This window comes from Allobosea sp. P4_E12, assembly GCF_056401655.1.
In genome coordinates this window covers 131,965-146,253 of sequence record NZ_JBFUIY010000007.1, presented here as the reverse complement: position 1 = coordinate 146,253, position 14,289 = coordinate 131,965, and the positions used below count along the sequence as shown (strand labels likewise).

General features: G+C 64.9%; 11 protein-coding genes and 1 pseudogene. 6 read left to right on the top strand and 6 right to left on the bottom strand.

From position 1 onward, the window contains the following. Nucleotides 1–56 precede the first annotated feature (56 nt). Complete coding sequence (locus tag AC1DW9_RS11155; protein WP_441505922.1) at nt 57–1,727, top strand: OPT/YSL family transporter; 1,671 nt, start codon at nt 57–59, stop codon at nt 1,725–1,727. Nucleotides 1,728–1,878: 151 nt separating this feature from the next. After that, entirely contained in the window at nt 1,879–2,553 is a 675-nt protein-coding gene (locus tag AC1DW9_RS11150; protein ID WP_476776320.1) for an AroM family protein, read from the top strand. A gap of 186 nt (nt 2,554–2,739) precedes the next feature. Here the strand turns inward: AC1DW9_RS11150 and AC1DW9_RS11145 are convergent, their stop codons facing one another. The 5 genes and pseudogenes from AC1DW9_RS11145 to AC1DW9_RS11125 all read right to left on the bottom strand — a co-directional run bounded on the left by AC1DW9_RS11145 (nt 2,740) and on the right by AC1DW9_RS11125 (nt 7,052). Next, nucleotides 2,740–2,934, bottom strand: a complete 195-nt coding sequence (locus AC1DW9_RS11145; RefSeq protein WP_441505924.1) for a hypothetical protein — start codon at nt 2,932–2,934, stop codon at nt 2,740–2,742. Nucleotides 2,935–2,950: 16 nt separating this feature from the next. Further along, nucleotides 2,951–3,259, bottom strand: coding sequence for a hypothetical protein (locus tag AC1DW9_RS11140; protein WP_441505925.1), 309 nt, complete (start codon nt 3,257–3,259; stop codon nt 2,951–2,953). 261 nt (nt 3,260–3,520) lie between these two features. Continuing rightward, entirely contained in the window at nt 3,521–4,417 is an 897-nt protein-coding gene (locus AC1DW9_RS11135; RefSeq protein ID WP_441505926.1) for an ABC transporter permease, read from the bottom strand. Continuing rightward, nucleotides 4,417–5,370 carry an ABC transporter permease gene (locus AC1DW9_RS11130; RefSeq protein ID WP_441489765.1) on the bottom strand — a complete coding sequence of 318 codons (954 nt, stop codon included), beginning with the start codon at nt 5,368–5,370 and terminating at the stop codon, nt 4,417–4,419. The genes AC1DW9_RS11135 and AC1DW9_RS11130 overlap by 1 nt, the downstream gene beginning before the upstream one ends. Before the next feature lie 33 nt (nt 5,371–5,403). After that, nucleotides 5,404–7,052: pseudogene (locus tag AC1DW9_RS11125) on the bottom strand (peptide ABC transporter substrate-binding protein). 380 nt (nt 7,053–7,432) lie between these two features. On the opposite strand from AC1DW9_RS11125, the gene AC1DW9_RS11120 reads away from it, so the two are divergent. The 4 genes from AC1DW9_RS11120 (at nt 7,433) to AC1DW9_RS11105 (ending at nt 12,616) form a co-directional block, all read left to right on the top strand. Beyond that, the gene (locus tag AC1DW9_RS11120) at nt 7,433–8,761 is read left to right on the top strand and encodes an NAD(P)/FAD-dependent oxidoreductase (RefSeq protein WP_441489763.1); all 1,329 of its coding nucleotides are present in this window, start codon (nt 7,433–7,435) and stop codon (nt 8,759–8,761) included. Between the two features lie 185 nt (nt 8,762–8,946). Beyond that, on the top strand, nt 8,947–10,269 hold the full coding sequence (locus tag AC1DW9_RS11115; RefSeq protein ID WP_441505928.1) for an NAD(P)/FAD-dependent oxidoreductase: 1,323 nt from the start codon (nt 8,947–8,949) through the stop codon (nt 10,267–10,269). A 200-nt stretch (nt 10,270–10,469) separates the two neighbouring features. After that, on the top strand, nt 10,470–11,138 hold the full coding sequence (locus tag AC1DW9_RS11110; protein WP_476855087.1) for a haloacid dehalogenase type II: 669 nt from the start codon (nt 10,470–10,472) through the stop codon (nt 11,136–11,138). A 5-nt stretch (nt 11,139–11,143) separates the two neighbouring features. Further along, complete coding sequence (locus AC1DW9_RS11105) at nt 11,144–12,616, top strand: aldehyde dehydrogenase family protein (protein ID WP_441505929.1); 1,473 nt, start codon at nt 11,144–11,146, stop codon at nt 12,614–12,616. 207 nt (nt 12,617–12,823) lie between these two features. On the opposite strand, the gene AC1DW9_RS11100 is transcribed toward AC1DW9_RS11105, so the two are convergent. Continuing rightward, complete coding sequence (locus AC1DW9_RS11100) at nt 12,824–14,101, bottom strand: NAD(P)/FAD-dependent oxidoreductase (protein WP_441505930.1); 1,278 nt, start codon at nt 14,099–14,101, stop codon at nt 12,824–12,826. Nucleotides 14,102–14,289: the final 188 nt, after the last annotated feature.

Below are 14,289 nucleotides of genomic sequence, written 5' to 3'. Positions count from 1 at the left end.
GACTGACATCAACAAGCACATCTGCCCCTCCAGGGGCCAATAACGGGGACTGAGGCATGAAGGACCAACCGAAAGGAGTGCCTCAGCGGCACCCGAGCCTGTTCGAGCCCGGGACGCTGGTGCTGATCGCCATTCTTTGCGTCTTTGGCGCGATCATTGGCATGCAGCTTCTGGTCTCCCTGGGCATCACGGCAAACACATCGCTAATCGGGGCGCTCGCCGCCATGGCGCTTGCGCGCGTGCCGATAGCGATGTTCACGCGCTACCGCTCGATCCATGTTCAGAATCTGGCTCAGAGCGCGATCTCGTCCGCGACATTCGGGGCTGCCAACAGCCTGCTGCTGCCGATCGGCATTCCCTTCCTGCTTGGTCGCTCCGATCTGGTGCTGCCGATGCTGGCAGGCGCCTTCGCGGCGATGCTGCTCGACGCCTACCTGCTCTACCGGATGTTCGATTCCCGGGTGTTTCCGGCGACCGGTGCCTGGCCCCCGGGCGTTGCCGCCGCCGAAGCGATCAAGGCCGGCGACGAGGGCGGACGCAAGGCGGTGCTGATGGGGGTCGGCTTCGTCACCGGCATCCTGGCCTCCTTCGTCAAGGTGCCGCTCGCGGCCATCGGCTTTGTCGGCTCGACGGCGGTCTCCGGCATTCCGATGTCCGCCTTCGGCGTCGCCTTCATCGGCAATATCTGGGCGCTCTCGATGTTCGGCGTCGGCCTGCTGCTGCGCGGCTATTCCAGCCAGCTCTTCGGCGGCCCGCTCTTCGCCGAGATCATCCCGAAGGGCGATCTGATGGCGGCCTATATCCCGCACGGCTTCATGATCGGCGCAGGGCTGATTGCCCTGTTTCAGGTCGCGCAGCTCCTGTTCAGGCGCAGCGAAGCCCAGAAGCTGGCCGAGGCGGCCTCCGGCGTTTCCGATGCGGAAGTCAGGCGCGCGCTCGGTCTCGGCACCATTGCCTATCTCGTGATCGCGGTCTTCATCGCGCTGGTCGGCGGCCTGATGAGCGATATGTCGATCGGGATGTTGATCCTGTTCGTGCTCTATGCCGCCTTCGCGGCCTATGTGCATGAGCTCATCGTCGGCCTCGCCGCGATGCACTCTGGCTGGTTCCCGGCCTTCGCCGTCGCACTGATCACGCTGATCATCGGCATGCTGATCGGCTTCCCGATGCCGGCGCTTGCGTTGCTCGTTGGCTTCTCCGCCGCGACGGGGCCTGCCTTCGCCGACATGGGCTATGATCTGAAGGCCGGGTACATCCTGCGCGGCAACGGCGCCGATCCCGCCTTCGAGCGCGACGGCCGTCGGCAGCAGCTCTTTGCTGCGATGTTCGCCTTCGTCATCGCCGGTGCGGTGGTGCTGGTCTCCTACCAGTCCTATTTCGACCAGAACCTCGTCGCCCCCGTGAACAAGGTCTATGCCGCGACGATCAAGGCCGGCGTGGCGCCAGGCGTCGCCTGGCAGCTCTTCCTCTGGGCGATCCCGGGCGCGATCCTGCAGTTCATCGGCGGCCCGAAGCGCCAGATCGGCGTGCTCTTCGCCACCGGCCTGCTCATCAGCTTCCCGATGGCGGGGTGGGCCGTCCTGGCCGGCATCGTCTGCCGGCTTGTCTGGGAGAAGCTGCGCGGCAGCACAGGCGAAGGGGACATGGAGGTCTTCGCCGCCGGCATCATCGCCGGAGACGCGATCTTCAGCTTCTTCGACTCGGTGATCAAGAACTTCAGGCGCTAAAGCAACGGCCCGAAAACTGCTTTGCGGTTTTCGGGACGGCCGATGCGAACACAGAGCTGGATCATCGGACCGGAAACGAGATCCGATCGATGATCTCAGCGCCCGTGCCGGAAACGGCACGGGCGTCCCATTCGACAGAGGACGGCCTCGCATGCGCAAACTCGGAACCCTGACCATCGGCGAGGCGCCGCGCTCCGACATCACGCCCATTCTCGACGCGGTGATCGGCTCCGACCTGCCGCGCCGCCATGCGGGTGTGCTGGACGGGCGGAGCAAGGCCGAGATCGAGCGCGACTTCGGCCCTCGCGCCGGAGCTGCCGTGCTGATCACCAAGCTGCTGGACGGCAGCTCAGTCATCATCGACAGGAGCCGCACCGAAGCTGCGGCGCAGGCCAAGATCGCCATGCTGGAAGCCGAGGGCTGCAGCACGATCCTGATGCTCTGCACCGGCCATTTCGAGACCCTGGCGGCAGACAGGGCGCAACTGATCGAACCTGATCGGATCCTGCCGCCAACGGTCGCCGCCCTCACCCCGGGCGCGCAACTCGGCATCATCGTGCCGCTCGCCGAACAGATCGCAAGCGAGGCCGGGAAATGGGCCGGGCTTGATCGCAAACCGCTCTATGCTGCGGCCTCGCCCTATGGCGGGCCTGGTTCCAACCTGTCCGAGGCGGCCCGCGACCTCGCCAGGCGCGGTGCTAAGGTTCTGCTGATGGACTGCATGGGTTTCGTCGAGGCTCATCGCCGCGAGGCCGCGGAAGCCGCGAAGCTGCCTGTGATCCTCTCCAACAGCCTGATCGGCAAGCTCGTTTCCGAGATCGTCTGAGCACGCCCGTCACGCTCGGCCCCAATCTCGGGCAGATCGCCATGCAATGGAGTTCCGGGAGGACGCAGGGACTGGCCTGACATCGGCCACACCCGCCCTTGCGCCGGTGCTTCTGAACGGCAAACGGAAGACGGCGTCTGGCGCCTCGCCTTGAGCCGCTCCTCCGACCGGTCAGGGCTCGTTCGATTATTTCAGATTGCCGAAGTGGTTCTTCTGCGTGACGCCGGCCCGGATCCGATGCTCTTCGATCGCCCGCTCGTGGCCATCGGAGCCCCGCACCCGGTCTTGTCGGTGCCTGATTTCGCCCGCTGGCAGCACCCGAGGGATCTGGTAAGTTCCGAGACCGGATCTGTCGCGGAAGTCAAAATTCAGGCTGATCACATCAGCCTTCCCTTAGTTACCGGTCATGGAGCAACTCCTCGCTCTCGCAGCGCTCGTCGAGGAGGCTGCCCACGAAGGTAGCCCCGTCGCTGCAATGATCGGTGATCGCAAGGTTCACGACATGCCCGTCCTCGCAGAGCAGCCTGATCTCATAGGAGAGCAGCAAGGGTGCGACCTGACGTAGATCGAGGTCGAAATGCCCGCGGCATCTGCCGTTCGCGTTCCGGGATGTTTCGAAACTGTAAGATACAGGCTGGCGCGTACCATCGCGCCAGATGATCTGGCCCTTGCCCTGAAGCCAGGTGACCTGGCGTTCGCTTTGCACGACGAGCTTCCAGCCTTGACCGGCGCCAACCCGGCACCGCGGCCCGCTCTCGGTTCAGGTTGAACGGAAGCGGCGATGCAGTGAGCGCTCTTCCAGGGCACCAGGCAAGCAAAATCCGCGCGTCATCTCAGCACAGAGGCACGCCCAGGAACGCCTCTCGGAAAGGGTACAACCTAACAGAGAGGCACGTGCCACCGTCCCACACTCTGTGCAGCCCGCAGCAATGCCCCTCCCCCCTTTCGAGAAGGGCAGCACGCGACGTCACGGCAAGTCCATTCTGGGATCGAGCGCGTCGCGCAAACCGTCTCCAACGAAGTTGAAGCTCGTAACGGCGAGCGTGATCGCCGCCCCGGGCAGGATCGCAAGCCATGGCGCGCTGGTGAGATAGCTTTGGGCGTTCTCCAGCATATTGCCCCAGCTTGGAGTCGGCGGTTGGATGCCGTAGCCGAGGAAGCTGATATAGCTCTCGGCCAGGATCGCATGGGCGACGTTCAACGTCGCGGCAACGACGATCGGTGCGATCGCGTTCGGCAGCAGCTGACGAAACATGATGCGGCCGTTGCTGGCGCCCATCGCGACCGCTGCAACCACATAATCGCGGGTGCGGAGCGATTTTATCTGAGCCTCGACGACCCGCGCCACCTCCATCCACGAGGTCATAGCGATCAGCATGACGATCGAGGGCACCGACGGCAAGATCAGGGCCGAAACAGCAAGCAGCAGGAAGATCGAGGGGAAGCACAGCATCGCGTCGACGAAGCGCATCAGGGCAGCCCCGACCGCACCTTCGTAGAATCCGGCGATCATGCCGATGCAGATGCCGATCGCCATGCTGATCAGCATGGCGGAAAAGCCCACTGCGAGTGAAATCCGCCCGGCCATTAGCAGGCGGGCCAGGATATCGCGCCCGAGAGGATCGGTGCCGAGTACATGCGGGCCCGAGAAGGGTGGCGCGAAGCGCTGCCGGATGTCGATGAACGTGTCGCTATAGGGCAGCAGCATCGGCCCGAAGATGCAGGCGAGCGTCATCGCCACGATTGCCACCGCTCCGAAAACCGCCAGCCGGTGCCGGCGGAAACGGCGAAAGCCGGGGCTGTTCCAGACGAATGGCGAAGCTGCGATCCGGACTTCGGTGACGCCGGTGAGATCAGTGCTCATCAGCCATTCCTCGCAATCCGCGGATCGGCGAGACCATAGAGCAGGTCTGCGATCAGACTGCCGAGCAACACCAGGACGGCGGTGAACATCAGGATGCCCATCACGGTCGGATAGTCGCGATAGCTGATCGAGTCGAGGAAGAGCCTCCCCATGCCCGGCCAGGTGAAGACGGTCTCGGTCACCAGTGCGCCCGAAAGCAATGTCGGCACATGCAGGCCGGTGATGGTGATCATTGGCAGCAGCGCATTGCGAAGGGCGTGCCGCAGCAGGACCTGGCGCTCCGGCACGCCCTTGGCCCGGGCAGTGCGGATATAGTCCTGATTGACGACCTCAAGCATCGAGGAGCGCATGTAGCGGCTCCAGACCGCCGTCGAGACCAGCGCGAGCACGATGCAGGGCCCGATCAGATGATGGATCCGGTTGAGCACCGAACCATCGCCGATGGTGTAGCGGTTGCCGGCAGGTAGCCAGCCGAGCCCGACCGAGAAGACATAGATGATGACAAGGCCGAACCAAAAGGTCGGGATCGAGAGCGCGATCATGGCGCCGATCGTCGCGAGTGAATCGAACAACGAGTAGCGTCGGATCGCGCCAAGCATACCGACCCAGGCGCCGAGCAGCATGGCGAGCAGCGTCGAGCTCAGCATCAGTTCCATCGTCGGCCCGATATGGGAGGCGATGATCTGCAGCACCGGCTGATGGTCGCGATAGGACAGCCCCCAGTCGCCGCGCAGCATGCGCCAGAGCCATTCCGCATATTGCAGCGGCAGCGGGCGGTTGAGGCCGAGCTGTTCAGCGATGCGGTCGAGATCGGCCTGGGTCATGTCGCCGCCGGCGGCGAACTGCGAGAGCGGCCCGCCCGGAGCCAGGTGCAGGATCGCAAAGCCGATCATCGAGACGATGAGCAGCAGCACGAGCGCCTGCAGCAGCCGTCGCACGAGAAAGGTGCTCATGGCGCCGTGTTCCGGGAGGGTCCGTTCATGGTCTCAGCGCGCCCAGTACCAACTGCCCATGTTCCAGGTATTCTGGCGGGCATTGATATTGGGCTCGTAGCCGATGAGCCCTTCCTTGTAGCCCTCGACCGGAACATATTGGTAGATCGGCAGGATCGGCAGTTCCTTGCGGACGATTTCCTGCAATTTCCAGTAGACGGCCTTGCGCTTGGCCTGATCGAAGGTTTCCTGGCCCTCCTTCAGCAGCTTGTCGACTTCGGCATTCTGCCACTGCATCTGGTTGGCGCCGCTGCCGTTCTTGGCGGGTATAGCATCAGAGGCGAAGCGCGAGGCCGGATCGGGATCGATCACGGTGCGGAAGGCAGTGCCGACCAGCAGCGACTGGAACTTCGAGCGCGTATAGAACTCGCCCCAGATCACCGCGGCCGGCATGTTGTTGATCTTCATGGAAACGCCGACCTGCTGCCAGTCCTGCATCATCAGTTGCTGGCACTGCTCGCGTAGCGAGGCGCCGGTCGTCGTTGAGACCGCGAACTCAAGTGGCACGCCGTTCTTCATGCGAACGCCGCTGCCGCTGCGTTTCCAGCCAGCGTCGTCGAGCAACTTGTTAGCCTTGGCGAGGTCGTAGCTCTGCTGCGGCAGGTTGGGATTGTAGGCCCAGGATTCCTGAGGCGCGAAGGACTCCGTCGGCTTGTGTAGGCCATAGAAGATGACGTCGATGATCGCCTGCTTGTTGATCGAGGCGTAGAGCGCCTGGCGCACCGCCTTCTCGGACAAGGCCGGATGCTCGAGATTGGGCATCAGGATTTCGAGCGAGGCGTTCGGGATCTTCACGATCTTGCGGCCCGGCAGCTTCACGGCCTCGGCATAGAAATTCGCCGGGATGCCAGTGCCGATAATGAGGTCGACCTGTCCCGTGCGGAACTGTGCATAGAGAGCCGTCTGGTCCGGCACATATTTTTGAGGACAGCCTTCTCCAGATAGGGGCCCTTGCCGTGATAACGCTCATTGGCGACGAGCGTGATGTTGTCGCCCGGCGTGCGCTGCCCCCATTTGAAGGGCCCGGTACCGACCGGCGCGCCGTTGAAGGGTGCGGTATTCGGGTCGCTGGCTTTCTCAAGCAGATGCTTGGGCACGATGAAGGTGTTGGAGAGCAGCGCGAGATAGGGCGCGTAGGCCTTCTCCATGCGCCAGGAGATCTCATGCGGTCCCTTGACCACGATGTCCTTGACCAGCGCATGGCCGACCCGGGTGCGGCTCTTGAAGCCCGGCGCATTGATCAGCTCCAGCGTGTATTTCACGTCCTCGGCCGTGAAGGGCGTCCCGTCATGCCAGGTGATGCCCTCGCGCAGTTTGACTTTCCAGGCCAGGCCACCTTCCGAGATGCCCCCATTGGCCTCGCTCGGCACCTCGGTTGCGAGATCGGGCATCAGGTTGCCCTGAGGGTCGGCGAGCCACATCGTATTGAAGACCTGCATCCAGACGGTCTCGTCGACCTCGATGCCAGGCATGAGCGGGTTGAATGCTGTCGGCTCCTGCGACAGGCCAACGACGACCTGGCCGGTCGGTTTAGCGGGCGGTGGCGGAGCAGGCTTGGTCTGGGCGCCGGCTCCAACCCCCGAGGCGGCCAGCAGGCCGCCCGCTCCGAGCGCGAGAAACTGGCGGCGATGCAATGCCGGCATCGGGAAAGCCGAACGGGTCGTTCCGTCGGAGTGCTTTATCATCCGGTAACCCCTCTTTTGCTTGTTTTGCGGAAGTCCCGGGCGCCCCGGGCAATTCAGGCGGAAACGATCGCGCATCCACGCCGCCCGCTTCATCCGTCGGGTCGTTCGCGGGCGCGGCCGGTCCTTCAACCGCGTGCCTAGGTTAGGCCTGCACCCACCCGCCTCGTATGCCGATCACGGCGCCCGGCCGGGCATAATCTGCCGATTCAACCACCGCCTTTGGCATAGGGTTCTGCACCGGATCGGGTCTTATCGAGCCGATCAAATCGGATCGGCCGTGCGGATGGATTGGTCGTTGCCCGCGCGGAGCGGTCCCGCAGCGCAAGGAAAGCCAGCCTATGTCTCCTCCGGTCACCCGCGTCCGTAGCGACGAGTTTCTGCCGAAATCTGCCGATGTGGTGGTCATTGGCGGTGGCATCGCCGGCACGAGCGCGGCCTATGAGCTGGCAAAGAAGGGGCATTCGGTCGCACTGGTTGAGAAGGGGCACCTCGCCGGCGAACAGTCGAGCCGGAACTGGGGCTGGTGCCGCCAGCAGAATCGCGACCTGCGCGAATTGCCGCTGGCCCAGCGTGCCGTCGAGATGTGGAACGGGTTGAACGAAGAGCTCGGAGCCGAGACGGGCTTCCGCCGCACCGGGCTGCTCTATGTGACGACCAAACAATCCGATCTCGATCTATGGTCGAACTGGGCCGACCGCGCCCGCGAGTATCAGATGCATAGCCGGATGCTGACGGCTGCCGAGGCCAAGGCCATGTCTCCGGGCAGCACGGAGAACTGGATCGGCGGAGTGCATTCGCCGACCGACGGGCGGGCCGAGCCCGCGCTGGCGACCCCGGCCATCGCCGAAGGGGCGCGCAAGCGGGGGGCGACCATTCATCAGAGCTGCGCCGCACGCGGACTCGAGACCGAGGGCGGGAAGGTTTCGGCGGTCGTCACCGAAAAGGGCACGATCCGGACCAGCGCGGTGCTCTGCGCCGGCGGGGCCTGGAGCTCGATGTTCTGCCGCCACCACGGCCTCAAGCTGCCGCAGGCGGGCGTGCGCTCCACCTCCTTTTTCACGGAGGCCGCACCGCAGGTAATCGAGGGCGGGCTGTCCATGCCCGATCTCACCTTCCGCCGCCGGCTCGATGGCGGCTATACCGTCGGCATCAGCGGACGCGGCCTGCTCGAACTCACTCCGCAGGGCATGCTCTACGCCCAACAGTTCTGGCGGACCTTCAAGAAGCGGCGCTGGGGCCTGACCATCCGGGCTGGCCGGTCCTTCTTCGCCGGGCCGGAGGCGATCTCCCGCTGGAGCAACGATGGCATCTCGCCCTTCGAGCGGATCCGCACCTTCGATCCGCCGGCACAGGAGGAGCTGATCAGCTTTGCCCTGACACGGCTTGGGCAACTCTATCCGCAGCTCGCCAATGTGAAGATCGCGCATAAATATGGCGGGCTGGTCGATTTCACCCCGGATTGGATTCCGGTCATCTCCGGCGTCGCGACCCTGCCCGGCTTCTATATCTCGACGGGCTATAGCGGTCACGGCTTCGGCATCGGCCCGGCCGCCGGGCGCCTTGCCGCCGACATCGTCGCCAACGACACCCCCATCGTCGATCCACACCCCTATCGCTACAGCCGCATGATCGACGGGACCGATCTCGGCGAGCCCGGCATGATGTGACGCGCCCTTCAATGTCTTGAAGGCAAGCCACCGCATCGGGGTTGGGTCTTGCCATAGCTGCATCCGCCAATCGGCATCGAGACCGCGCTGCGGCATTGAGTCCGGCGCCGATGCAAAGATGATCCAATGCCGCCGGCAGCGCGGTCGCTAACGTCGCGACGAAACCCTGCCGGAGCTCCCCGCCTATGTCACCGACGCTTGAACGCATCGCCAGCAATGCGCGCCTGCCGGCCCAGGCCGATATCGTCGTGATCGGCGCCGGAATCGTCGGCAGCGCAGCAGCCTATTTCCTGGCGAAGCGTGGGCACAGCGTCGCACTCGTCGAGAAGGGCGTCGTCGGCGGCGAACAGTCGAGCCGGAACTGGGGCTGGTGCCGGCAGCAGAACCGTGACGCCCGCGAACTGCCCCTCGCCATGCGCGCCATGGAGCTCTGGGACGGGCTCAGCCGCGACATCGGCAGCGATATCGGCTTCAGGCGAAGCGGCCTGATCTATGCCAGCAATGACGCCAGCCAGATCGCGCAATGGGACAAATGGCGCGGAACCGCACAGCAATTCGGCATCGATACGCGCATGCTCTCCGGCAGCGAAGCAGCCGCCATGACGGCAGGCACCGGCCACTCCTGGCTCGGCGGGGTCCATTCGGTCAGCGACGGCAAGGCTGAGCCTGCCCGCGCCGCACCTGTCCTCGCAGAAGGCGCCCGTTCGCAGGGTGCGAGCATCCATCAGGATTGTGCTGCGCGCGGCCTCGACATCACGAATAGCGCGGTCTCCGGCGTGATCACCGAGAAGGGCCTGATCCGAACGCGCTCCGTCATCCTGTCCGGCGGTGCCTGGGCATCAGCCTTCTGCCGGCGCCATGGCATCCGGTTTCCGCAGGCGAGCATCCGCTCGACCATTCTGCGGACGGAAGTCGCGCCCAGATTACTCGATGCGCTCTACACCCCCGACTGCGCCCTGACGCGTCGGCTCGACGGCAGCTACACGATCGCGATCAGCGGCAAGGGCACACTTGAAGTCACGCCGCAGGGACTGCGCTATGCGCGCGAGTTCCTGCCGATGTTCATCAAGCGGCTGAAAGCGGTCGAGTTCGGCTTCGGCACCTCCTTCTTCAAGGGGCCGGAGGCGCTCGGAGGCTGGGCTTTCGACAGGGAGACTCCCTTCGAACGCATCCGCGTGCTCGATCCCGTGCCGAGCCGCAAGTCCGTTGCGCTGACGCTGGCAAGGGCACGGGCGCTCTACCCCGCACTTCAAGACGTCGCCGTCCGGGAGAGCTGGGGCAGCTATATCGATTCAACGCCGGATGCCGTGCCGGTGATCTCGCCCGTCGCGGATCTGCAGGGCTTCGTGCTGGCGGCCGGTTTCAGCGGGCATGGCTTCGGTCTCGGGCCCGCGGCCGGCCATCTGGCGGCCGATCTCGCCGTGGGGGACAAACCGATCGTCGACCCGCGTCCCTTCCGGCATTCGCGCCTGATCGATGGCTCGCGGGGCGAGATCGGCGAGTTCTGAACGTCGCCCGTCAGTGTCGGACAGCCCTTCATTCGGCCTTTCGCAGCCGGCGGCAATTCATGCTGAACCGGGGCAGATGATCGGCAGAATCTTTGCTCGGCGGGACGCAATTCCAAGTCCGCGCCTGCACACCGGCCCTAGTCTTGGATGCAACGCGGCAGATCGTGCTGGCGCGGCAACTTCTGATGGCGAGAGACGCGATGAGCACCCTGCGGCCGAAATTCGTGACCTTCGATTGCTATGGCACGCTGATCAATTTCGAAATGGGCCCGGCGGCGCGGCGCGTCTATGGCGCACGCCTGTCCCCCGAGGTCATGGACGGTTTCTGCGAGAGCTTCAGGGGGTTTCGCCTGGACGAGGTCCTTGGCGCCTGGAAACCCTTCATCGAAGTGGTCCATAACTCGGTGGAGCGCAGTTGCAGGGTCTGGAAGATCACGTTCGACCCGGYCGACGCCCAGGCCATCTACGACGAGATTCCGAGCTGGAACCCGCACCCGGATGTGCCGGCAGGCCTCGCCAAGGTCGCCAGGGAGATCCCCCTCGTCATCCTCTCGAATTCGATGAAGGAACTGATTCCGCACTCCGTCGTCAAACTCGGCGCGCCCTTCCATGCGGCCTATACCGCGGAGGAGGCGCAGGCCTACAAGCCGCGCCTGCAGGCCTTCGAATACATGTTCGACATGCTGGGCTGCGGACCTGAAGACGTCGTGCATTGCTCGTCCAGTCTGCGCTACGACCTGATGAGCGCCTACGACCTGAAGATCGGTCAGCGGGTCTTCGTCAATCGCGGTCACGAGCCCGGCATTCCCGCTTACGGCTACCGCGAAATCAAGGACATCGGCGGCCTGCCAGGCCTGCTCGGGCTCTGACGCCGATGCGCGATTTCGACCCTGACGCCATCGCCTTCGCCACGGGCCATTTCATCGCCGGCAGCAACATCGATGGCCCCGGTGAAAGGATCAGCGTCACCCGACCATCCGACGCCAGAACCTATGCCGACCTGCCGGTCGCATCGGCGGAGCTCATTGATCGGGCTGTCGAGGACGCAACGCATACGGTCAAGCGCAGTGGCTGGGCGACGCAGCCCCCGCGCGACCGGGCGCGTGCCATGCGGCGCTGGGCCGAGCTGATCGAGGCGAAGAGCGAGGAACTCGGCCGGCTGGAGGCGCTGGGCTCGACACGCCCGATCGCCCAGGCCGTGACCGGCGACGTCGCCAGCACGGCCGAAGGCATCCGCTTCTTCGCCGAATGGGCGGACAAGCTCGGCGGCGACGTCGCCGCGACGCGGGCCGACCATTTCGGCATGATCGTCTCCGAGCCCTATGGTGTGGTGGGGGCGATCACGCCCTGGAACTTCCCGCTCAGCATGGCCAGCTGGAAGGTTGGCCCGGCGCTCGCCGCCGGCAACGCGATCGTCCTGAAACCGTCCGAACTGACGCCGTTCTCGACCGTGAGGCTGGCTGAGCTCGCCGTCGAGGCCGGAATTCCGCCCGGTATCTTCAATGTCGTACAGGGCACGGGCGCAGTGACGGGCGACGCACTCAGCCGTCATCCCGGCATTGCCAAACTCTCCTTCACCGGCTCCACCCGTACGGGCATCGCGGTGATGAAGGCCGCGGCCGAAACCGGCATTAAGCCGGTAACGCTGGAGCTCGGCGGCAAAAGCCCGCAGCTCGTCTTCGCTGACGCCGATCTCGACAAGGCAGCGGATTGCATAGCCAGCTCGCTCCTCGCCAATGCCGGCCAGGCCTGCGTGGCGGGTTCGCGGCTGATCGTTCAGCGGCAGGCCACTGATACCCTGGTCTCAGCTCTGCTGGCGCGCCTCTCGCGCATCGCGCCAGGTCCGACCTGGAAATCGTCGACGGGCTTTGCACCGATCATCTCGGAGATCCAGGCCCGGCGCATCGATGCGATCCTGGCCCGTAGCCGTGCCCAGGGCGCCGAGGTGCTGTTGGGAGGAGGAAGGATCGAGGGGCACGGCGGAGCCTTCTATCAGCCGACCTTGCTCGCAGGCGTCGATACGGACACCGCGGCGGTGCGTGAGGAGATCTTCGGCCCGGTGCTGACGATCCAGAGCTTCGACACCGAGGAGGAAGGCTTCGCCCTCGCCGACCACCCCGAGTATGGGCTCGCGGCCGGCGTCTACACCTCCGATCTCGGCCGCGGCCTACGGGCCGTACGCCAGATCAAGGCGGGCACGGTCTGGATCAACCGCTATAACCGCACGCTCGACTTCATCCTGCCGACCGGCGGGTACAAGAGCTCCGGCATCGGCAAGGATCTCGGCCGGCAAGCCGTCGAGGCCAATCTGCGGCACAAGACCGTGCTGATCGACATCGGTGCGTGAAGGCTTACGGCCACTCGCGCGCAGCCGGGCGCGATCGGGATGGAGCCGATCGATCGCCTCGATTCCGGTCCGCGCTGACGACGGCTTTCCCCCTGCTTCAGCGATGCTGAAGCAGGCAGGCTGAATCCACGAGCCTCATCGTCATTCCCGACAAGCCGCGAAGCGGAGGCCCGGGTGTTCGATGGGGCTCCTCTCGTTGACGCCTCCTCAGTGACGCCAGTCCTGGTAGCGGTAATAGGCGCCGACGAAGGGGAGGAACCAGGGCGGACCGAAATGGCCTGGCACTGCCGGCCAGGCGAGCCCCGCCAGTGGATTCGCATTCACGTCCCCGCCCATGACGCGGGCTATGATCTGGCCCATATGCACCGACATCTGGGTGCCATGGCCGCTGTAGCCCAGCGCATAGAACACGCCGTCACGCTCGCCGGCGCGCGGCAACCGGTCAGAGGTCATGTCGACCAGACCACCCCAGCAATAGTCGATGCGGACGCCGGAAAGCTGCGGAAAGAGTTCAAGCATCCGCGCCTGCAAGATCGCACCGCTCTTGGCATCGGATTTCGGGCTCGACAGTGCGAAGCGGGCGCGGCCGCCGAAGATCAGGCGATTATCCGGCGTGAGGCGGAAATAGTTGCCGATATTCTTCGTCGTCGTCGCGGTGCGCCGCATCGGAAGGATCGATGCAGCAAGTTCGGCCGAAAGCGGCGCGGTGGCGATGATGAAGCTGCCCACCGGCACGATGCGCCGCCTGAGCCAGGCGAACGGCCCCTGCCGGGAGGCCCCGGTCGCAAGCAGCACCTGCCCGGCTTCGATCTCGCCGCGGCTCGTCACGACCCTGTGCGCACGCGCCTTGAGGCGGTGAAGCTCCGTCACCGCAGCATTCTCATAGATGCTAGCGCCACGCCGCGCAGCGGCATCGGCCAGCCCGACACCGAAACGGCCCATATGCATGTGGGCACTGCGCGGGAAGACCAGTCCGCCATGGAATCCGTCGGAACCGATTTCCCGGCGGATATCTTCCGGCCGGACCACGGTGAGATCAGGCTCGACGGTGCGCGACAGCAACTCCGCGCTCTTCTGCAACTTGGCGAAGTGCTCGGGCTTGGCCGCGAGCTTGATCTTGCCGGTGCGGATAAAATCGCAATCGATCGCCTCGCTTGCGACCAGCCTCTCCACCTGATCGACCGCATCATCGAAAGCCCGGTAGAGCGCTACCGCACGGTCCTGGCCCAGGCTGGCTGCGAGACCGCCGAGATCATGGGCGAGCCCGTTATTGCAGTGCCCGCCATTGCGGCCGGACGCCTCGCCGATCACACGGCCCGCCTCCAGAACCGCAACGCTTGCGCCGGATTTTGCCAGGGCCAGGGCCGCCGAGAGCCCGGTGAAGCCAGCGCCGACGATGGCGACATCGACCGTGCCTGCGAGCGGACCTGTGGCGCCTGCGCCGAAACGCGGCGCCGTCGCAAGCCAATAGGGTTCGAGTTTCATCAGCGATCGATCCGCGGGTCAGCGCCGGCTGTCAGGGCCGGAAAGGCGTTGCGATCCGGTCTGCGCAAGCTGTTGCCCAGACGCGGTCCGATTTGGAAGCCCGAGCATGCGACATTCTAAGCCCATGTATTGTATGAATTTTACTATTCTCGAAAGCCAGCGGCGCACCTATACTTGGGCTTCATTCC